The organism is Streptomyces sp. NPDC058335 (assembly GCF_042723915.1).
Taxonomy (GTDB): Bacteria; Actinomycetota; Actinomycetes; order Streptomycetales; family Streptomycetaceae; genus Streptomyces.
This window is the reverse complement of record NZ_JBHXHX010000007.1, coordinates 339,349-359,882: the sequence shown is the minus strand read 5'-3', so window position 1 is coordinate 359,882 and position 20,534 is coordinate 339,349. Positions and strand designations below refer to the sequence as shown.

Genomic DNA, 20,534 nt, shown 5'->3' with positions numbered 1-20,534 from the left:
GCCGATGGTCGCGCACGACACGGTGGCCGTGGAGAAGCGCCCCGCGCTCTCCACGGCCCCGGCCCCCCGGAGGCGGACCCGCGGTGCCTGGACACCCTGGCTCTACCTCGCCCCCGCTCTCGTCGTCCTCGCCGCTCTGCTCGGCTACCCGATCTACCAGCTCGGCCTGATCTCCCTCTTCCGCTATACGCAGGCACAGGTCAGCGGCGGTGAACCGACCGTCTTCCGGGGATTCGGCAACTACGCCGACGTCTTCGCCGACGACCGGTTCTGGCAGGTGCTGCTGGCCACGGTCGTCTTCGCGGCGGCCTGCGTGCTGTCCACGCTCGCCGTCGGCTGCGCCCTCGCCGTGCTCCTCACCCGCGTGCGTGCCGTACCGCGGCTTGCGCTGATGCTCGCCGCGCTCGGCGCCTGGGCCACCCCCGCGGTCACCGGCTCGACCGTGTGGCTGTTCCTGTTCGATCCCGACTTCGGCCCGGTCAACCGCGTCCTCGGCCTCGGCGACCACTCCTGGACGTACGGCCGCTACAGCGCCTTCTTCCTGGTCCTGCTCGAAGTGGTCTGGTGCTCCTTCCCGTTCGTGATGGTGACGGTGTACGCGGGCATCCGCGCCGTACCGTCCGAGGTGCTGGAGGCCGCCGCCCTGGACGGCGCCTCCCAGTGGCGCATCTGGCGTTCGGTCCTCGCGCCGATGCTCCGGCCGATCCTGGTGGTCGTCACCATCCAGTCGGTGATCTGGGACTTCAAGGTCTTCACGCAGATCTACGTCATGACCAACGGCGGCGGCATCGCGGGCCAGAACCTCGTCCTCAACGTCTACGCCTACCAGGAGGCGTTCGCGTCCTCGCAGTACGGGCTCGGCGCGGCGATCGGCGTCGTGATGCTGCTGATCCTGCTCACCGTCACGCTCGGGTACCTGCGGCTGCTGCGCCGGCAGGGGGAGGAAATATGAATCTTCCACGGCCTCTCGCGGGAGGACTCGTGCGGCATCCGTGGCGGACCGCCGCCGACGCCTGCGCCCTGCTGGTCGCGGCCGTCGTCGCCTTCCCGCTGTACTGGATGGTGCTCGGCGCCTTCAAACCGGCCGGTGAGATCGAGTCGAGCGAGCCCCGGCCCTGGACCCTGTCCCCGTCCCTGGATTCCTTCCGGCGCGTCTTCGGGCAGCAGGAATTCGGCCGTTACTTCCTCAACAGTCTTGTCGTCGCGGTCACGGTGGTGATCGTCTCGGCGGTCATCGCGTTTCTCGCCGCGACCGCCGTCACCCGATTCCGGTTCCGCTACCGGACCACCCTGCTGATCATGTTCCTGGTGGCCCAGATGGTGCCCGTGGAAGCGCTCACCATCCCCTTGTTCTTCGTGATGCGGGACGCCGGTCAGCTGAACACCCTGGGCGCCCTGATCCTGCCCCACATCGCCTTCTCACTGCCGTTCGCGATCTGGATGCTGAGGGGCTTCGTGAAAGGCGTCCCGGAGGCCCTGGAGGAGGCCGCGTACCTCGACGGGGCGAGCCGTACGCGATTCATGTGGCAGATCCTTTTCCCGCTCGTGCTGCCCGGCCTGGTCGCCACGAGCGTGTTTTCCTTCATCTCCGCCTGGAACGACTTCCTCTTCGCCAAGTCGTTCATCATCAGCGACACTTCGCAGTCGACGCTGCCGATGGCTCTGCTGGTGTTCTACAAGCCCGACGACCCCGACTGGGGCGGGGTGATGGCCGGTTCGACGGTGATGACGATTCCGGTGCTGGTCTTCTTCGTACTCGTACAGCGACGACTCGTCTCCGGCCTCGGCGGAGCGGTGAAGGACTGACGTGACTTCTGGAAACGACATCATTCCGGCGCCGCGAGCCGTCGAGGGCCCCATGCGGTGCGGGGTGCCGCTGGACGACTCCACCACGCTGTGGGCCGCGCCCGGCACGGAGACCACCGAACGCTGGCTGCGGGCCACGCTCGGCGCCGCTCACGGCCTGCCGCTGCGGCCCGGCCCCGAGGAGGCCCGGAACGGCGTACGGCTGCTCGTCGACGACACGCTGGAGCCGGAGGCGTACCGGCTGAGCGTCATCGCCGACCGGGGCGTCGAGATCCGCGGCGGTGACCCGGCCGGCGTCTTCTGGGGCGCGCAGACCCTGCGTCAGCTCCTCGGCCCGGAGGCCTTCCGACGCGCCCCGGTGCGGCCCGGAACGCGCTACGGCATCCCGCACCAGATCATCGAGGACGGCCCGCGTCTCCGCTGGCGCGGTCTACTCCTCGACGTGGCCCGGCACTTCATGCCCAAGGAAGGCGTCCTGCGCTACCTGGATCTGATGGCCGCGCACAAACTCAACGTCCTCCACTTCCATCTGACCGACGACCAGGGCTGGCGCATCGAGATCGAGCGGCACCCCCGGCTGACCGAGATCGGCTCCTGGCGCTCCCGCACGAAATTCGGCCACCGTGCCTCGCCACTGTGGGACGACAGGCCGCACGGTGGTTTCTACACCCAGGACGACATCCGCGAGATCGTCGCCTACGCCGCCGAGCGGCATATCACCGTGGTCCCGGAAATCGACGTACCCGGTCACTCGCAGGCGGCCATCGCCGCGTATCCGGAACTCGGCAACACCGATGTCGTCGACACCTCCGCCCTCTCCGTCTGGGACACCTGGGGGATCAACCCGAACGTACTCGCCCCCACCGACAACACCCTGCGCTTCTACGAGGAGGTCTTCGAGGAAGTCCTCGCACTCTTCCCGTCGGAGTTCATTCACGTCGGCGGCGACGAATGCCCCAAGGAGCAGTGGCGCGGCTCACCCACCGCGCAGGCCCGCATCGAGGAACTCGGTCTCGCCGACGAGGACGGACTCCAGGCCTGGTTCATCGGGCACTTCGACACCTGGCTCGCCGCGCGCGGGCGGCGGCTCATCGGCTGGGACGAGATCCTGGAGGGCGGCCTCGCCGAGGGCGCCGCCGTGTCGTCCTGGCGCGGTTACGCGGGCGGGATCGCCGCCGCGCGCGCGGGACACGACGTCGTCATGTGCCCCGAGCAGCAGGTGTACCTGGACCACCGGCAGGACGGCGGCGCCGACGAGCCCGTGCCGATCGGCTACGTGCGCACTCTGGAGGACGTCTACCGGTTCGAGCCCGTGCCGCCCGAGTTGACGCCCGAGGAGGCGGCACACGTGCTGGGCACGCAGGCCAATGCGTGGACCGAGGTGATGGAGGACGCCGCGCGCGTGGACTACCAGGTGTTTCCCCGGCTCGCGGCCTTCGCCGAGGTCGCCTGGAGCCGGCTGCCGGCCCCGGAGCGGCGGGACTTCGCCGGCTTCGAGCGGCGGATGGAGGCCCACTACGAGCGGCTCGACGCCCTGGGCGTCGCCTACCGGCCGCCGGGCGGCCCGAAGCCCTGGCAGAAGCGGCCGGGCGTGCTGGGCCGGCCGGTCGAGGGGGCGCCGCCCAATCGCTGACCCGCACCACGGGGCACAGACCCTGGTCACGGAAAAACCCGGCAGGATCACCGAAGAGTGGCAATTCGCGCACACCGGTGATGCCGTGCGAAAACGGACCATCTCCCTGATGGGGTGGGCGAATGCCTCCTAGCGGACCCCCGCGTTCGGGCCTTGCGAAGATGTGCCAGAGTTGCCACGTCCGCCCTGTCAGCACGTACCGTACGGCAGCACAGGTGGGACCAGGTGGGGCAGCGGGAAGGGGCAGCCGGTTTTGACCACGCACGCACCGCAGGCGGGGCAGGCCGTCACGCTGCCCGCGACGCTGGACGAAGCCGTGGCGGCACTCGCCGTCACGCCGGCCGCCGTGCCCGTGGCGGGCGGCACCGACCTCATGGCCGCCGTCAACTCGGGCCAGCTCAGGCCCGCGGCACTGGTCGGCCTGGGCCGCATCAGCGAGATCCGCGGCTGGCAGTACCAGGACGGGCACGCCCTGCTCGGCGCCGGACTCACCCACGCCCGCATGGGCCGCCCCGACTTCGCCGCCCTCATCCCGGCGCTCGCCGCCGCCGCGCGCGCCGCGGGCCCGCCGCACATCCGCAACGCGGGCACGCTGGGCGGCAACATCGCCTCCGCCGCCCCCACGGGCGACGCGCTGCCCGTGCTGGCCGCGCTGGAGGCGACCCTGATCATCGCCGGGCCGGGCGGCGTCCGCCGGGAGATCCCGGTGTCGCACCTGCTCGCCGGCATGGACATGCTGCGCGGCGGCGAACTCATCGGGTTCGTGCGCGTGCCCCTGCTGCACGCCCCCCAGGTCTTCCTGAAGGCGACCGGCCGCACCGGCCCCGGGCGGGCCGTCGCCTCCGTCGCCCTCGTCCTCGACCCCGCCCGGCGCGGAGTCCGGTGCGCCGTCGGCGCCATAGCGCCGATGCCGCTGCGGCCCCTGGAGGCCGAGCAGTGGGTCGCCCGGCTCATCGACTGGGACAACAACCGCGCCCTCGTCCCCGAGGCGCTGACCGCCTTCGGCGAGTACGTGGCCGCCGCCTGCATCCCGGACGCCGTCCCGGCCGAGGACGGCTCCGTGCAACCGCTACCGCCCGCCGTACTGCACCTGCGGCGCACCGTCGCCGCGCTGGCCCGACGAGCACTGGGGAGGGCACTGTCATGACCGACGACCAGCACGGACAGGGCACGCCACCGGGCGGCGGCCGCTGGGACCCGCTGCCCCAGGGTGACTACGACGACGGCGCCACCGCCTTCGTGAAGCTCCCCGAGGGCGGCATCGAGGCTCTCCTGGCCGCCCGCGGCGACGGCAGCCCGCTCGCGGCGCCCGGCCACGGCTACGTGCCCCCGCAGATCGAGGCGACGCACGACGGGACCGACCCCGCGGCGGCCGGCGACGGCGGCTGGGCGGCCCCCGCGGCCGGCACCGACTGGCCCGCGCCGGCCAGCGGGACGGCCGGCGGCGACCGGTTCACGTACAACCCGGGCGCCACCGGTCAGTGGACCTTCGACGACAGCAACGCGCCCGCCGAGCCCGCGCCCGGCCACGACGTGACCGGCCAGTGGTCGATCCCCGTCGCGGGCGGCGATCTGCCCGACGAGTCGGGCGAGTTCACCACCTCGGCACTGGTCGAGCAGTGGGGCGGCGGCACGCCCCCGGCCACCCTGCCGGGCGGCGCGTCCGCGCCCTGGGCGACGGAGCCCGCGCCGGACGAGCGGTCCTGGGGCCCGGAGACCGACGGGGCCGGCGCGCCCCTCGCCGAGGACGCCGGAGCACGACCGGACGCGACCGCCTTCGGACACGCCCCGCGGCACGACACCACCGGCCCCGCGTCCCACGACCACCCCGCCCCGCCCGAGCACCCCGGCGAGCAGCCGCCGCCCGGACGGCCGTACGAGGCCGGGCCCGGCCCCGTGGAGGCCCACCGGCCGTCCCCTGAGGCCCCGGAGGACCCCAGGGGCCCCGAGGCCGCTCACGAGCCCGCAGAGGCCGCCGAGGAACACCCGGAGCAGGCCGACGCCGACGCGTCGTCCACGCGCGTGGACGACGACCCGGAAGCGGAAGCGCGGCCCGAGCAGGAGGCGGCCCCTCACCACGAGGACCACCCCCTCGCCTCCTACGTCCTGCGCGTCAACGGCTCCGACCGGCCCGTCACCGACGCCTGGATCGGCGAGTCGCTGCTCTACGTCCTGCGCGAACGGCTGGGACTCGCCGGCGCCAAGGACGGCTGCTCCCAGGGCGAGTGCGGCGCCTGCAACGTCCAGGTGGACGGGCGCCTCGTCGCCTCCTGCCTGGTCCCGGCCGTCACCACCGCCGGCAGTGAGATCCGTACCGTCGAAGGCCTGGCCGTCGACGGGCAGCCCTCCGACGTGCAGCGGGCGCTCGCCCGGTGCGGGGCGGTGCAGTGCGGCTTCTGCGTGCCCGGCATGGCGATGACCGTGCACGACCTGCTGGAGGGCAACCCCGCGCCCACCGAGCTGGAGGCCCGCCAGGCGCTCTGCGGCAACCTGTGCCGCTGCTCCGGCTACCGGGGCGTCCTCCAGGCCGTCCAGGACGTCGTCGCCGAACGCGAGGCACACTCCTCGGCGGACGCTGAGTCGGACGGCGACGAGGCACGTATTCCCCACCAGGCGGGCCCCGGCGGCGGAGGCATCCACGCCTCGGCGTTCGAGAACCCCGCGCAGCCCCACCCGCACGACCCGGCGTACGGCCAGGACGGAGGCCAGGCGTGACCAACGAAGCAGCCACCGCGACGAGCCCCGCGGAGGCCGCCCCGGCCCCCGAGCCGATCCCGCACGGCCTCGGCGCCTCCCTGCCGGCCGCCGACGCCCGCGCCAAGACCGAGGGCACCTTCCCGTACGCGGCCGACCTGTGGGCCGAGGGCCTGCTCTGGGCGGCCGTGCTGCGCTCCCCGCACGCCCACGCGCGCATCGTCTCCATCGACACCACCCACGCGCGGGAGATGCCCGGCGTACGGGCCGTCGTCACGCACGAGGACGTGCCCGGCAGACCGCTGCACGGACGCGGCCCGGCCGACCGCCCGGTGTTCGCCTCCGAGGTCGTACGCCATCACGGCGAGCCCATCGCGGCCGTCGCCGCCGACCACCCCGACACCGCGCGGATGGCCGCCGCGGCCGTCATCGTCGAGTACGAGGTGCTCGACCCGGTCATCGACCCCGAACTGGCCTTCGAGGCCGAGCCGCTGCACCCCGACGGCAACCTGATCCGGCACATCCCGCTGCACCACGGCGACCCGGCCGCGACCGGCGAGATCGTCGTCGAGGGCCAGTACCGCATCGGCCGCGCCGACCCCGCCCCGATCGGGGCCGAGGCCGGCCTCGCCGTGCCCAGGCCCGACGGCGGCGTCGAGCTGTACCTGGCCTCCACCGACCCGCACAGCGACCGGGACACCGCCGCCGCCTGCTTCGGCCTGTCACCCGATCAGGTGAAGATCGTCGTCACCGGTGTGCCCGGCGCCACCGCCGACCGCGAGGACCAGGGCTTCCAGCTCCCGCTCGGCCTGCTGGCGCTGCGGACCGGCTGCCCGGTCAAGCTCACCGCGACCCGCGAGGAGTCCTTCCTCGGACACGCCCACCGCCACCCCACCCTGCTGCGGTACCGCCACCACGCGGACACCGAGGGCAGGCTGGTCAAGGTGGAGGCGCAGATCCTCCTCGACGCGGGCGCCTACGCCGACACCTCGTCCGAGGCCCTCGCCGCCGCCGTCTCCTTCGCCTGCGGCCCCTACGTCGTCCCCAACGCCTTCATCGAGGGCTGGGCCGTCCGCACCAACAACCCGCCCTCCGGCCACGTGCGCGGCGAGGGCGCCATGCAGGTCTGCGCCGCCTACGAGGCGCAGATGGACAAACTGGCGAAGAAACTCGGCGTGGACCCGGCGGAACTGCGCCTGCGCAACGCCATGGCCACCGGCGACGTCCTGCCGACCGGCCAGACGGTCACCTGCCCGGCGCCCGTCGCCGAACTCCTCCAGGCCGTCCAGGAACACCCGCTGCCCGCCCTGCCGAAGGACTCCCCCGAGGAGGACTGGCTGCTGCCCGGCGGCCCCGAGGGCGCGGGCGAACCGGGCGCGGTGCGCCGCGGCGTCGGCTACGGCCTCGGCATGGTCCACATGCTCGGCGCGGAGGGCACCGACGAGGTCTCCACCGCCACCGTCAAGGTCCAGGACGGCGTCGCGACCGTCCTGTGCGCGGCCGTCGAGAGCGGCCAGGGCTTCACCACCCTCGCCCGGCAGATCGTCCAGGAGACCCTCGGCGTCGACGAGGTGCACGTCGCGCCCGTCGACACCGACCAGCCCCCGGCCGGCCCCGGCTGCCGCGGCCGGCACACCTGGGTCTCCGGCGGCGCGGTGGAACGCGCGGCCAAGATGGTCCGCACCCAGCTCCTCCAGCCCCTCGCCCACAAGTTCGGCATGTCCCACGAACTCCTCCAGATCACCGACGGCAAGATCACCTCGTACGACGGGGTCCTGTCGACGACCGTCGCCGAGGAACTGCACGGCAAGGAGCTGTGGGCCACCGCGCAGTGCCGCCCGCACCCCACCGAGCCGCTGGACGGGGCCGGTCAGGGCGACGCGTTCGTCGGCCTCGCGTTCTGCGCGATCCGCGCGGTCGTGGACGTCGACATCGAGCTGGGCTCGGTACGGGTCGTGGAGCTGGCGGTCGCCCAGGACGTCGGCCGGGTGCTCAACCCGGCCCAGCTCGCCGCCCGGATCGAGGCGGGCGTCACCCAGGGCGTCGGCATCGCCCTGACCGAGAACCTGCGGACCCCGCGCGGCCTGCTCCGCCACCCCGACCTCACCGGCTACGCCCTCCCCACGGCCCTGGACGCGCCGGACATCCGGATCGTCAAGCTGGTCGAGGAGCGGGACGTGGTCGCGCCGTTCGGCGCGAAGGCGGCCAGTGCGGTGCCGGTCGTGACGTCCCCGGCGGCGATCGCCTCCGCCGTACGGGCCGCGACCGGCCGCCCGGTGAACCGGCTGCCGATAAGGCCGCAGGCGGCCGTGGTGACGGGCCAGTGAGTACGACGCCGGTGCGCGCGGGGGCTGCTGCCTGACCGGCTCGGTGGACACCGGACCGCGCGCCCGCATGTCATGTCTCCGACTCCGGCCGGACACCGGGGAGTCGACCGTGGGGGAGACGGTCGAGGAGATACTCGTGGGAAGGGAACGCGGGCGCGTGGCCTGGCGTCCTTCTTGTCGAGGGCCGTTGTCAGTGGTGCCGCGTAGTGTGCGGAGCAGTGGGACGGCGAACTTCACGCACGGGGGACCGATGAGCACGACCAGCACCACCGCCGGCACGCCGGTGATCACCCTCTCCGAGGCCGAGCTGGATCCGTACGTCACTCACGCGCCGAGCCGCCGCTGGCTGAGCGGCCCCGGACTGCCCGACGTCGGCGCGCTGGTGACGTTCGAGGCGCTGCGCGCGGACGGCCTGCGCACGGTCGCCGACTCCACCGGCGACTCCGGCCACCGCCTCCCCGACGACCTGCGCGACCAGCTGGTCATCGGCGGACTCCTCAGCCTGGCGGGCCCGCAGACCGAGTCGGTGCTCCTCGACGGCGCCACCGGCGAGATCACGACGACGTACTTCTTCCACGACCGCCCCGACCTGATGGACCGCCGGCCGCTCGCACCCTCCCTGGAGAAGCTCGTGCGGTTCGCCACGGCGGCCGACGAACTCGCCGCGCTCAGAGGCCAGTTCGCGGCCTACGCCGGACGCTTCGGGCCGGAGGCGGTGGCCGAGGCGTCCGGACAGCTGCTCGCGCTGTACGAGTCGGGGGCGGACGGCGAGGTGCCCTCGTTCTGGCGGCTGGCCGCGGTGATCCGTCCCCTCGCGCTGGTCGCGGGCCCCGGCACCCGTTCCGGGCTCGCCCTGGACCTGCCGCCCCGGCTGCTGGACGAGGAGTTCGACACCGGCGCGATCGTCCGCTTCGAGGAGGTCGACTTCCCGGCCGCCCTCTCCCACGAGCCGACCCGCCGCTTCCTGCGGGAGACGGGACTGCCCGAGGAGTGCGTCTGGTTCTCCCTCGACATGGACGTCCCGCTGCCCACGCTCGCCGAGCACTGGGCGGACGAGCCGGACACCCGACTCCCCGACGGCGCCGATCGCCTGATCCGCCTCGGCCACCTCGTGGAGGACACCAGCCTCGTCCTCGACGGCACCACCGGCGCGGTGCTGGCGTGGAGCGAGGCGGAGGCCCGACTCCGGCCGCTGAACGCCGACATCTCGACGCTGGCGTTCACCCTCTGGCTCGTCCACCGCGAGCACACCCTCGACGCGGAACACGAACTGACCGAGGCCTACGACCGGTTGGCCGACACCATGACCCGCACCCTGGCCGCCCTCGACCCGGTGGCCTGCGACCCGACGCCCAGAACGCCCACCGACGACGGCTGGCGCTACTGGCCGGGCATGTTCGAGGACGAGGCGGGCGGCGGGCTCTACGCCCGGGGCGGCTCCACACCGTAAAGTCCCCGCATGGACTGGCTGGCCCCGGTGAACACTTTGACAGGCGCGGCGATCGGCATCGGCTCCACACTGCTCGCGGACCGCCTCCGCTGGCGCCGCGACCGCGAGGCGCTCAACCAGGACACGCGCCGGCAGGCATACGCGGCGTTCATGGCGGCGCTGTCCGACGTCTACTCCCGCCTGCACGAGACCGCCCGCGAGACGCTCCCCCCGGCGCAGGCCCGCACGGCAGCCCACGAGGTGTTCACCGCCGGCAACCTCTACCCACTCCGCTACGAACTCGCCCTGATCGCCCCCTGGGACGTCATGGAACCGGTCAACCAGGCCTTCTGGAAGGTCCGCGACCTACGCGACCTGGTCGCGACGGGCGCGCACACGGACGCCCCGGACTTCCGAGCCCACGTGGGCGACTACCTGAAGGCCACGGAATCGGCCCAGACGGCCATGAGACGAGACCTGGGCACGTCCTGGCCGCAGGGGGCTGGGGGAGGGGCGTAGCCGGAAGCGCCCAGCGCTACGCGGTGTTGGAGGCCGTGGCGGGATTCGAACCCACGTAACTCGCTTTGCAGGCGAGCCCCTGAACCACTCGGGCACACGGCCGTGCGACAACTCTTCACTCACGGCCGTGGTGGGATGCGAACCCACGTGACTCCCCGCGAGCGGAGCTCGCTGATGAGTGCAGCGCAGGCGAGCCCCTGAACCACTCGGGCACACGGCCGTGCGACAAACGGTTCTTCGTGAACCGCTTGGTCATGACCGTAGGCCCCCGAAACCGCGGGGCTCAAGGGAACCCCGGGGGCTGCAACGGGACTGCCATGTGCCGTTCATGAACGGGCCGGCGTAGGACCAATGGACGATGGCCGGTCCCGTCTCTCGACAGGGGTCAATGTCGGTTGTGGGCCTTACTCTGGCGGGCATGGCCGTCCATGAACCTCGCGACACCGGTGTCGCAGACGTACCGGGGAAGTCCAGCTCGCGCCGACCGGAGGAGGGCGTGCTGGGGCGGGACTTCCGGGCCCTGAGCATCGGGATCGTGTCCGTCGTGCTGCTGATCGCCTTCGAGGCGACCGCCGTGGGGACGGCGATGCCGGTCGCGGCGCGGGAGCTGGACGGGCTGTCCCTGTACGCCTTCGCGTTCTCGGGGTACTTCACGACCAGCCTGTTCGGCATGGTGCTGGCCGGCCAGTGGTCCGACCGTCGGGGCCCGCTCGGGCCGCTGACCTGCGGGATCGCCACGTTCGCCGCGGGGCTTCTGCTGTCGGGGACCGCCGGGGTCATGTGGCTGTTCATCCTCGGGCGGGCCGTGCAGGGGCTGGGCGGCGGGCTGGTGATCGTCGCGCTGTACGTCGTCGTGGGACGGGCCTATCCCGAGCGGCTGCGGCCCGCGATCATGGCGGCGTTCGCGGCGAGCTGGGTCGTGCCGTCGGTCGTGGGACCGCTGGCGTCCGGCGCGGTGACCGAGCACCTCGGCTGGCGGTGGGTGTTCCTCGGCATCCCCGCGCTGGTCCTCTTCCCGCTCGCCCTCGCGCTGCCGCAGATACGGCGGCTGGCCGCGGGTCCGGTCGACGGCGCCGCGAGCGCCTCCTCCGACCGGCGCCGCATCCGTCTCGCCCTCGGCATCTCCCTCGGCGCGGCACTGCTCCAGTACGCCGCCCAGGACCTGCGCCCGCTGTCGCTCCTGCCCGCCGCCGCGGGCGCCGCCCTGCTGGTTCCGGCCGTCCTCGGCCTGCTTCCGCACGGCACCTGGCGGGCGGCCCGCGGCCTGCCCTCGGTGGTACTGCTGCGCGGGGTGGCCGCGGGGTCGTTCATCGCCGCGGAGTCCTTCGTGCCGCTGATGCTGGTCACCCAGCGCGGCCTCAGCCCGACCCTCGCCGGTTTCTCCCTCGCGGCCGGCGGGGTGACCTGGGCGCTGGGCTCCTGGGTGCAGTCCCGGCCCCGCGTGGAGCCGTACCGGGACCGGCTGCTGACCGGTGGGATGGTGCTGGTGTCCGCCGCCATCGCCGCCGCGCCGAGCGTCCTGATCGACGCGGTGCCCGCCTGGACGGTGGCCGTCGCCTGGGCTTTCGGCTGCTTCGGGATGGGCCTGGTGATCTCCTCCACCAGCGTGCTCCTGCTCCAGCTGTCCGCTCCCGAGGAGGCCGGTTCCAACTCGGCGGCCCTCCAGATCTCCGACGGCCTGTCCAACGTGCTGCTGCTGGCCGCGGGCGGTGCCGCCTTCGCGGCGCTCGGCGGCGGAACCGTGTCGCACGCGGCCACCGAGGCCGCCGGCGGCTCGCATCCGGCCGCCTTCGCCGCGGTGTTCCTGCCGATGGCGGCCGTGGCCCTGGTCGGGGCGTGGGTGACGACACGGCTGCGACAGAGCGTGCGCGACGGTACGGCTGTGACGTGAGTCCCACCCGGGGGCGACCCGGCGTCGTTCGCACGGTGGCGGCCGGGGACCGCCGGTAGGGTGGCCCGGTTGTCATACGCACGGTGCCGCCCGAAGCCGCACGGTGCGCGAAACCGCACGAACCCGAACGACCCACGAACCGGAGACCGTGACTACCACCGCCGCCTCCACCCCCACCTCCCACCACCTCTCCCCCGCCTTCCCCGGCCGGGCCCCCTGGGGTACCGCCAGCAAGCTGCGCGCCTGGCAGCAGGGGGCGATGGAGAAGTACCTCCAGGAGCAGCCGCGCGACTTCCTCGCCGTCGCCACGCCCGGCGCCGGCAAGACGACCTTCGCGCTGACCCTCGCCTCCTGGCTGCTGCACCACCACGTCGTGCAGCAGGTGACCGTGGTCGCGCCCACCGAGCATCTGAAGAAGCAGTGGGCGGAGGCGGCCGCGCGGATAGGCATCCGGCTGGACCCCGAGTACAGCGCGGGGCCGCTCAGCAAGGACTACCACGGCGTCGCCGTGACGTACGCGGGCGTCGGCGTGCGGCCGATGCTGCACCGCAACCGTGTCGAGCAGCGCAAGACCCTCGTCATCCTCGACGAGATCCACCACGCCGGTGACTCCAAGTCCTGGGGCGAGGCCTGCCTGGAGGCGTTCGAGCCGGCCACCCGGCGGCTCGCGCTCACCGGTACGCCGTTCCGCTCCGACACCAACCCGATCCCCTTCGTGACGTACGAGGAGGGCAACGACGGCATCCGGCGCTCGTCCGCCGACTACACGTACGGCTACGGCTCCGCCCTCGCGGACAACGTCGTGCGGCCCGTCATCTTCCTCTCCTACAGCGGCAACATGCGCTGGCGCACGAAGGCCGGCGACGAGATCGCCGCACGCCTCGGCGAGCCGATGACGAAGGACGCGATCAGCCAGGCCTGGCGTACGGCGCTGGACGCGCGCGGCGAGTGGATGCCGAGCGTGCTGCGCGCCGCCGACCAGCGGCTCACCGAGGTCCGCAAGGCCATCCCGGACGCGGGTGCGCTCGTCATCGCCTCCGACCAGGAATCGGCCCGCGCCTACGCCAAGCTGATCCGGGAGATCACCGGGTCGAAGGCGACCCTCGTCCTGTCCGACGACGTCGGCGCGTCCAACCGGATCGACGAGTTCAGCGCGAGCAACGACCGGTGGATGGTCGCGGTGCGCATGGTGTCCGAAGGCGTCGACGTGCCGCGCCTCGCGGTCGGCGTGTACGCCACCACCATCTCCACGCCGCTCTTCTTCGCCCAGGCCGTCGGCCGTTTCGTACGGTCGCGGCGGCGCGGCGAGACCGCGTCGGTGTTCCTGCCGACCGTGCCCGACCTCCTGGGCTTCGCCAACGAGATGGAACGCGAGCGTGACCACGTCCTCGACAAGCCCAAGAAGGACGGCGAGGAGGACCCGTACGCCGAGGAGGAGAAGCTCCTCCAGGATGCCGAGAAGCAGCAGGACGAGGACACCGGCGACCAGGAGATGCTGCCCTTCGAGGCGCTGGAGTCCGACGCCGTCTTCGACCGGGTCATGTACAACGGGGCCGAGTTCGGCATGCAGGCCCACCCCGGGAGCGAGGAGGAGCAGGACTACCTCGGCATCCCCGGACTCCTGGAGCCCGAGCAGGTGCAGTTGCTCCTCCAGAAGCGGCAGGCCAAGCAGATCGCGCACAGCCGCAAGAAGCCGGACGGTGAGGCCGACCTGCTGGAGCTGCCGGCCGAGCGGCGGCCGGTCGTCTCCCACAAGGAGCTGATGGAGCTGCGCAAGCAGCTCAACACGATGGTCGGCGCGTACGTCCATCAGAGCGGCAAGCCGCACGGTGTCATCCATACCGAGCTGCGCCGCGTGTGCGGCGGACCGCCGAGCGCGGAGGCGACGGCGGGACAGCTGCGGCAGCGCATCGCCAAGGTGCAGGAGTGGGCGACCCGGATGAAGTGACGCCCCCGGGCGTCCACCGTCACGCCGGTAGGGGGCGCACGGCGTCGGTCGCGCACTGTACGTATCGGGACAAACACAGGTAGTCCATACCGGCCAGTGACCGGATTCTGGACGGAGCCTTCCGCTCAGCGAACCTGCTTCGCTACTGTCCCGCTACGCACACGCCCCGTGGCAGCGCCGCCGCGGAGCGCAGCCGTGAAGCGACCGGGTCCGGACACGCCGGACCCCTCTGCCGATCGGCGGCCTCTGACGCGCGTCGCTGACGGGACTCGGCGACGCATCCGCCGCTGTGGAGGCCGCCGACCTCACCACTTAAGGAGTGGGCGTCGTGACCGCGGAGACCTCCCAGACGCTCGACAGGGGACTGAGGGTCCTCAAACTGCTGGCCGATACGGACCACGGGCTGACCGTCACCGAGCTTTCCAACAAACTGGGCGTGAACCGGACCGTTGTGTACCGGTTGCTCGCCACACTGGAGCAGCACGCACTCGTACGACGTGACCTGGGCGGACGAGCCCGGGTCGGACTCGGGGTGCTGAGGCTGGGGCGGCAGGTGCACCCGCTGGTACGCGAGGCCGCGCTGCCCGCGCTGCGGTCGCTGGCCGAGGACATCGGGGCGACCGCGCATCTGACGCTCGTCGACGGGGCGGAGGCGTTGGCCGTCGCCGTCGTCGAGCCGACGTGGACCGACTACCACGTGGCCTACCGGGCCGGCTTCCGGCATCCGCTGGAGCGGGGTGCGGCGGGCAAGGCGATCCTCTCCGCCCGGCAGCGGACGGCTTCCGGGGAACCCGGTTACACCCTCACCCACGGCGAACTGGAGGCCGGCGCGAGCGGGGCGGCGGCGCCGCTGCTGGGCGTGACGGGGGTGGAGGGCAGCGTGGGTGTCGTGATGCTGGCCGACGCGGTGCCGGAACGGGTGGGGCAGCGGGTGATGGACGCGGCCCGGGAGGTGGCGGAGGCGTTGCGCTGACCGCTCGGCCGAGCGTGGCCGGAGCCCTCGGCCGGGGGCGGGGCCGGGAGTGGGGCGGGGCGGGGGGCGGGTCGCGCGGCCCGGTGCTGCGGGGTGGCCCCTGCGCCCACCCTCCGCCACCCTCGGCCCCGCTCGAGCGGGGGACTGACCCCCATCGCCCTGGGGATCCCCTCAGGCCCTTCAGGGCATCGGGGGAGGCACACATGCCCGCAGATGGCGGCAGGCAGCCGGAGGCTGCGGCGGGTAGCCGCAGGCTGCGGCGGGCGCGGGCCCGCGACTGGGCGGCGTCGCGGTCGCGTTAGATTGGCCCCGTGCTCTCACGCCTCACACGTCCCCAGGCCCTTGCCGTCTGTGCGCTTCCGCTGGTGGCGTTGCTCGCCACCGTGGGGCTGGCGCCGTTGCCGTTCTCGGTGGCGCAGCCGGGGATGACGGCGAACGTGCTCGGCGAGAACAAGGGCACGCCCGTCATCACGATCTCCGGTGCGCCGACCCGTGACACGACCGGGCAGCTGCGGATGACGACCATCGAGGCGACCGGCCCGGACGCGGACATCACCCTGGGCGATGTGATCGACGGCTGGTTCCGTACCGACCAGGCCGTCATGCCGCGTGACTCGGTCTACCCCGCCGGGGACAGCACGAAGGAGATCGAGCGGTACAACACCGAGCAGATGGAGAAGTCCCAGGACACCGCGACCGAGGCCGCCCTGAGGTACCTCGACCGCGCCGACGACGGCATCGAGGTCACGCTGAAGCTCGCCGACGTCGGCGGCCCCAGTGCGGGCCTGCTGTTCTCCCTGGGGATCATCGACCGGCTCGACGGCGACGGCAGCGGAGGCGATCTCACGGGCGGCCGTACGATCGCCGGTACCGGGACCATCGACGCGGACGGCAAGGTCGGCGCGGTCGGTGGTGTGGCCCTGAAGACGCAGGCCGCCCGCCGGGACGGCGCGACCGTGTTCCTGGTGCCGAAGGCCGAGTGCTCGGACGCCAAGTCCGAACTCCCCAAGGGCCTGCGGCTGATTCCGGTGTCCACCCTCGAGGGAGCGGTCAGCGCCCTGGTCGCCCTGGAGAAGGGCAGCGGCTCCGTCCCGAGCTGCTGAGGGCCCCTACTTCACGAACCCCTCCGCCTTCATCCAGTCCAGGGCGACCTGGTGCGGGTCCTCGCCGGCGACGTCCACCTTCGCGTTCAGCTCCTGGGCCACCGCGTTGTCGAGTTTCGCGGTGACCGGGTCGATGACCTCGGCGATGGCCGGCCACTTCTCGAAGGTCTCGGTGTTGATCACGGGGGCCGCGTTGTAGTTGGGGAAGAACTTCTTGTCGTCGGCCATCACCACCAGGTGCATGGACTTGATGCGGCCGTCGGTGGTGAAGACCTCGCCGTAGGTGCAACTGCCCTTCGCCGCCTGGGTGTAGATGATCCCGGTGTCCATCTGCGTGATCCGGTTGGCCGGCACCTTCATGCCGTACGCCTTCTGCATGCCCGGCAGTCCGTCCGCGCGGTTGGCGAACTCGCTCTCCACGCACAGCGTGACGGCCTTGGGGTCCGACCGGGACAGCTCGGCCACCTCCGACAGCGTCTTCGTGCCGTACCTCTTGTAGTTGGCCTGGTTCATCGCCAGCGCGTAGGTGTTGTTCAGTCGGGACTGCGGCAGCCAGGTCACCCCGTTGCGCACGTCCGCGTCGCGCACCGCCTCCCACTGCTTCCGCGGGTCGGTGATGGGCTCGCTGTTGCCCTGGTACGTGATCCAGGCGGTGCCCGTGTACTCGTACATGGCGTCGGCGTCGCCCTTGCGGATCGCCTCGCGGCCGCCGATGGAACCCTGGATGCCGGTACGGTCCAGGACCTCCGCGCCCGCCGCCTCGAAGGCGATGCCCATCATCGCGCCGAGGATGAGGTTCTCGGTGAACGACTTGGACGTCACGGTGAGATGGGCGCCCTCAAGTGGTTCGCCCTGCCCGATCGAGCCGGGGGAGACGTCGTCGACCATGGGGGAACCGCTGGTCAGGCCACAGCCGGAGGCCAGCACGAGCAGCCCCGCCAGACAGAACGGCATCCTTCTCACTGCCCCACCTCCAGGCCGCGCGGTCGCAGCAGCACCTCCGCCAGCGAGGCCAGCCAGTCGACCAGCAGGGCCAGGGCCACGGTCAGGACGGAGCCCAGTACCAGTACCGGCATGCGCTGGTTGGTGATGCCGGTGGTGATCAGCACACCCAGGCCGCCGCCCCCGCCGAAGGTCGCCAGGGTCGCCGTGCCGACGTTCAGGACGAGCGCCGTACGGACCCCGGCCAGGATGAGCGGGACCGCCAGCGGCAGCTCCACGCGGGTGAGCACCCCGGCCGGGGACATGCCGATCCCGCGGGCGGCCTCCAGCAGCGTCGGGTCGTTCGCCTTCAGGCCCGCGATGGTGTTGGACAGCACCGGCAGGACGGCGTAGGCGATGATCCCGATGAGGGCCGCCGTGCGGCCGATGCCGAGCCAGATCACCAGCAGCGCGAGCAGCCCGATCGCGGGGGTCGCCTGGCCCATGTTGGCGAAGGTCATGGCGACCGGGGTGGCCTTGCGGAAGGCGGGCCGGGTCAGCAGGATGCCCAGCGGGATCGCGATGATCAGCACGAAGAAGGTGGAGATCGCCGTCAGTTCGACGTGCTGCCACAGCGCCTTGGACACCTGGCCGTCGGACAGCGCGTTCTCGGAGAGGGAGTCCAGGTCCGCCTGCGCGAACCACAGCCAGGTGGCGAGCAGCATCGCGACCAGGAACGCGGGCACGAGGGTCAGCTTCTGCCAGCCGATGCGGCGGCGCGGGGGAGCGGACGGCGGAGCCGGGGGCTCGTCCTCCTCGCCCAGCCGAGCGTCCAGCCGGTCGTCCGGCCGGTCGTCCAGCTCTGGGGTGCTCACGCCTTCACCTCCCCGCCGGGGCCCTCCTGTTCCGCGTGCGTCTGCGCGGCTCGGGCCTCCTCCAGTTCGTGCTGGGCCTCCAGCGCCTCCAGCCGGTCGGCCTCCAGCAGTTCGTGCACCGAGTTCATCAGCGTCTCCATGTCGACGACCCCGATGTACGCGCCGCGCCGCCCGGTGACCGCGACCCGCCCGGTGTTGTCGGTGAGCACCGCCTCCAGGGCGTCCCGCAGGGTCGCGTCCCGGGTCACCGTGTCCGTGACCAGCGTCCCGGCGCGGGCCAGCGAGCCCTTGGCCCGCATCAGGTCACCGCGCCGCAGCCACTTGTAGGGGCGGCCGCGCTTGTCGAGGAGCAGGATCTCGTTCGTCCCGCTGGAACGGATCCGGTTGAAGATGGTCTGGAGCGGATCGTCGACGCTCACCGTCGGGTACTCGGTGACCTCCACATCCCGTACGCGCGTGAGGTTGAGCCGCTTCAGGGCCGCACCGGCGCCCACGAACCCGGACACGAAGTCGTCCGCCGGGTTGGTGAGGATCGCCTCCGGGGTGTCGAACTGGGCGATGTGCGAACGCTCGCGCAGCACCGCGATCCGGTCGCCCAGCTTGATCGCCTCGTCGAAGTCATGGGTGACGAACACGATCGTCTTGTGCAGCTCGTGCTGGAGCCGGATCAGCTCGTCCTGGAGGTGGTCGCGGGTGATCGGGTCCACGGCGCCGAACGGCTCGTCCATGAGCAGCACCGGTGGATCCGCCGCCAGCGCCCGCGCCACCCCGACCCGCTGCTGCTGACCGCCGGACAGCTGGCGCGGATACCGGTTGTGGAACTCCCCGGGGTCCAGCCCGACCAGGTCGAGCATCTCCTCCACCCGGTCCTTGATCCGGCCCTTCGGCCAGCCGGTCATCTTCGGCACCAGCGCGATGTTCTGCGCGACCGTCATGTGCGGGAACAGCCCGGACGCCTGGATCGCGTAGCCGACCTTGCGGCGCAGCTTCACCGGGTCGATGTCGGTGACGTCCTCGCCGCCGATGCGGATGCGGCCGCCGCTCGGCTCGATCAGCCGGTTGATCATCTTCAGCGTCGTCGACTTCCCGCAGCCGGACGGCCCGACGAAGACGACGATCTCGCCCGCCTTGATCTCCATGTTCACGTTGTCCACGGCGGGGCTCGCGCTGCCCGGGTAGCGCTTGGTGAGGTTCTCCAGCTCGATCGCGGCGCCATGGGACTCAGACACGGATCCCCCTCGGAATCGTCAGCCGTCCGACGAGGACGTACGCGGCGTCGAACAGCAGGGCCAGCACGATGATCCCGAGGGTGCCCGAGAGGACCTGGTTGAGCGCGTTCTTGCTGCCCAGGGAGGCGAGGCCGCGGAAGATCTCGTTGCCGAGGCCGGGCCCGGAGGCGTAGGCGGCGATGGCCGCGATGCCCATCAGCATCTGCGTCGAGACCCGGATGCCGGTCAGGATCGGCGGCCAGGCCAGCGGCAGCTCGACCCGCGCCAGCCGCATCAGCCTGGACATCCCGATGCCCTTGGCCGCGTCCACCAGGGACGGGTCGACGCCCCGCAGGCCCACGATGGAGTTCCGCACGATCGGCAGCAGCCCGTACAGCGTCAGCGCGATCACCGTCGGGGGCACGCCCAGGCCCACCACCGGGATCAGCAGGCCGATCATGGCGAGGGACGGGATCGTGAGGATGGTGGAGGTGGCCGTGGTGGCGAGGTTCCCCGCCCAGTCGCTGCGGTAGGTGACGACCCCGAGCAGCATGCCGATCAGGGTCGCGAGGACCATGCACTGGAACACCGCGCTGGCATGCTGGTAGGCGTCGGTGAGCAGCTGCTGGTGCCGGTTGCCCAGGTACTCCCAGAAGCTCACACGCCCTCACCCCGTCGCTCTGCCCGGCCCTTCCCGTGTGTCCGCCGCCTGTTCCACCAGCGGGATGATCCGCAGCGGAACGGGGTTCTCCATCACGATCGCGGTGGAGGCCCGGACAATGCCATCAAAACCGACGACCCGGTCGATGACCCGCTGGAGATCGGCGTTGGAGCGGGCCACCAGACGGCACAGCATGTCCCCGGTGCCGGTCGTGGTGAGCAGCTCCAGCACCTCCGGCACGGACGCCAAGTGGGCCCGTACGTCGGCCCCTTGGCCCTGCCGGATCTGGAGTGTGGCGAAGGCGGTGACCGGGTAGCCGAGCGCCGCCGGGTCCACCTCCGGACCGAATCCGCGGATGACTCCATTCGACTGAAGCCGGTCCAGCCGCGCCTGCACGGTCCCCCGCGCGACCCCCAGCCGCCGGGACATCTCCAGCACGCCGATCCGCGGCTCCCGTGCCAGCAGCACGATGATCCGGCCGTCCAGATGATCGATCGCCACGCCCGCCTCCGAGATGGTCACCCTGTACAGAAACGCTGCCGAAAC

General features: G+C 72.1%; 17 protein-coding genes and 2 tRNA genes. 12 read left to right on the top strand and 7 right to left on the bottom strand.

Annotated features, from left to right (window positions below):
- Positions 1-4: 4 nt before the first annotated feature.
- The 8 genes from ACFWJX_RS16490 (at position 5) to ACFWJX_RS16455 (ending at position 10,408) form a co-directional block, all read left to right on the top strand.
- Complete coding sequence (locus ACFWJX_RS16490) at positions 5-952, top strand: carbohydrate ABC transporter permease (RefSeq protein WP_383242810.1); 948 nt, start codon at positions 5-7, stop codon at positions 950-952.
- Positions 949-1,806, top strand: coding sequence for a carbohydrate ABC transporter permease (locus ACFWJX_RS16485; protein ID WP_383242807.1), 858 nt, complete (start codon positions 949-951; stop codon positions 1,804-1,806). The genes ACFWJX_RS16490 and ACFWJX_RS16485 overlap by 4 nt, the downstream gene beginning before the upstream one ends.
- 1 nt (position 1,807) lies before the next feature.
- On the top strand, positions 1,808-3,439 hold the full coding sequence (locus tag ACFWJX_RS16480; protein WP_383242805.1) for a beta-N-acetylhexosaminidase: 1,632 nt from the start codon (positions 1,808-1,810) through the stop codon (positions 3,437-3,439).
- A gap of 253 nt (positions 3,440-3,692) precedes the next feature.
- Positions 3,693-4,586: an FAD binding domain-containing protein gene (locus ACFWJX_RS16475; RefSeq protein ID WP_383242802.1), complete on the top strand. Its 894-nt coding sequence runs from the start codon at positions 3,693-3,695 to the stop codon at positions 4,584-4,586.
- Positions 4,583-6,154: a 2Fe-2S iron-sulfur cluster-binding protein gene (locus ACFWJX_RS16470; RefSeq protein ID WP_383242799.1), complete on the top strand. Its 1,572-nt coding sequence runs from the start codon at positions 4,583-4,585 to the stop codon at positions 6,152-6,154. Before ACFWJX_RS16475 ends, ACFWJX_RS16470 begins: the two co-directional genes overlap by 4 nt.
- A complete protein-coding gene (locus ACFWJX_RS16465; protein WP_383242796.1) occupies positions 6,151-8,460 on the top strand; it encodes a xanthine dehydrogenase family protein molybdopterin-binding subunit in 2,310 nt (769 codons plus the stop codon). The genes ACFWJX_RS16470 and ACFWJX_RS16465 overlap by 4 nt, the downstream gene beginning before the upstream one ends.
- Positions 8,461-8,710: 250 nt before the next feature.
- Positions 8,711-9,910, top strand: a complete 1,200-nt coding sequence (locus ACFWJX_RS16460; RefSeq protein WP_383242793.1) for an SUKH-4 family immunity protein — start codon at positions 8,711-8,713, stop codon at positions 9,908-9,910.
- 9 nt (positions 9,911-9,919) lie between these two features.
- Complete coding sequence (locus ACFWJX_RS16455; protein WP_383242790.1) at positions 9,920-10,408, top strand: hypothetical protein; 489 nt, start codon at positions 9,920-9,922, stop codon at positions 10,406-10,408.
- Between the two features lie 27 nt (positions 10,409-10,435).
- Here the strand turns inward: ACFWJX_RS16455 and ACFWJX_RS16450 are convergent.
- Positions 10,436-10,510, bottom strand: a tRNA-Cys gene (locus ACFWJX_RS16450).
- A 20-nt stretch (positions 10,511-10,530) separates the two neighbouring features.
- Positions 10,531-10,628 (bottom strand) — tRNA-OTHER (locus ACFWJX_RS16445).
- Between the two features lie 198 nt (positions 10,629-10,826).
- Here ACFWJX_RS16445 and ACFWJX_RS16440 point away from each other — a divergent pair.
- The 4 genes from ACFWJX_RS16440 (at position 10,827) to ACFWJX_RS16425 (ending at position 16,323) form a co-directional block, all read left to right on the top strand.
- The gene (locus ACFWJX_RS16440) at positions 10,827-12,299 is read left to right on the top strand and encodes an MFS transporter (protein WP_383242787.1); all 1,473 of its coding nucleotides are present in this window, start codon (positions 10,827-10,829) and stop codon (positions 12,297-12,299) included.
- Between the two features lie 148 nt (positions 12,300-12,447).
- The gene (locus ACFWJX_RS16435) at positions 12,448-14,247 is read left to right on the top strand and encodes a DEAD/DEAH box helicase (RefSeq protein ID WP_383242784.1); all 1,800 of its coding nucleotides are present in this window, start codon (positions 12,448-12,450) and stop codon (positions 14,245-14,247) included.
- 328 nt (positions 14,248-14,575) lie between these two features.
- Positions 14,576-15,220 (top strand): IclR family transcriptional regulator, encoded by a 645-nt coding sequence (locus ACFWJX_RS16430; RefSeq protein WP_383242781.1) that lies wholly within the window; start codon positions 14,576-14,578, stop codon positions 15,218-15,220.
- Between the two features lie 311 nt (positions 15,221-15,531).
- Positions 15,532-16,323 carry a PDZ domain-containing protein gene (locus tag ACFWJX_RS16425; RefSeq protein WP_383242778.1) on the top strand — a complete coding sequence of 264 codons (792 nt, stop codon included), beginning with the start codon at positions 15,532-15,534 and terminating at the stop codon, positions 16,321-16,323.
- A gap of 6 nt (positions 16,324-16,329) precedes the next feature.
- Here the strand turns inward: ACFWJX_RS16425 and ACFWJX_RS16420 are convergent, their stop codons facing one another.
- From ACFWJX_RS16420 to ACFWJX_RS16400, 5 genes are read right to left on the bottom strand one after another with little or no spacing between them, the layout of a single operon-like run.
- Positions 16,330-17,277, bottom strand: coding sequence for a glycine betaine ABC transporter substrate-binding protein (locus ACFWJX_RS16420; protein WP_383242987.1), 948 nt, complete (start codon positions 17,275-17,277; stop codon positions 16,330-16,332).
- Positions 17,278-17,282: 5 nt separating this feature from the next.
- The gene (locus ACFWJX_RS16415) at positions 17,283-18,119 is read right to left on the bottom strand and encodes an ABC transporter permease (protein ID WP_383242775.1); all 837 of its coding nucleotides are present in this window, start codon (positions 18,117-18,119) and stop codon (positions 17,283-17,285) included.
- Entirely contained in the window at positions 18,116-19,348 is a 1,233-nt protein-coding gene (locus ACFWJX_RS16410) for a betaine/proline/choline family ABC transporter ATP-binding protein (RefSeq protein ID WP_383242772.1), read from the bottom strand. The genes ACFWJX_RS16415 and ACFWJX_RS16410 overlap by 4 nt, the downstream gene beginning before the upstream one ends.
- On the bottom strand, positions 19,341-19,988 hold the full coding sequence (locus ACFWJX_RS16405; RefSeq protein WP_383242770.1) for an ABC transporter permease: 648 nt from the start codon (positions 19,986-19,988) through the stop codon (positions 19,341-19,343). Before ACFWJX_RS16405 ends, ACFWJX_RS16410 begins: the two co-directional genes overlap by 8 nt.
- Before the next feature lie 6 nt (positions 19,989-19,994).
- Positions 19,995-20,489 carry an Lrp/AsnC family transcriptional regulator gene (locus ACFWJX_RS16400; RefSeq protein ID WP_383242767.1) on the bottom strand — a complete coding sequence of 165 codons (495 nt, stop codon included), beginning with the start codon at positions 20,487-20,489 and terminating at the stop codon, positions 19,995-19,997.
- Positions 20,490-20,534 lie beyond the last annotated feature (45 nt).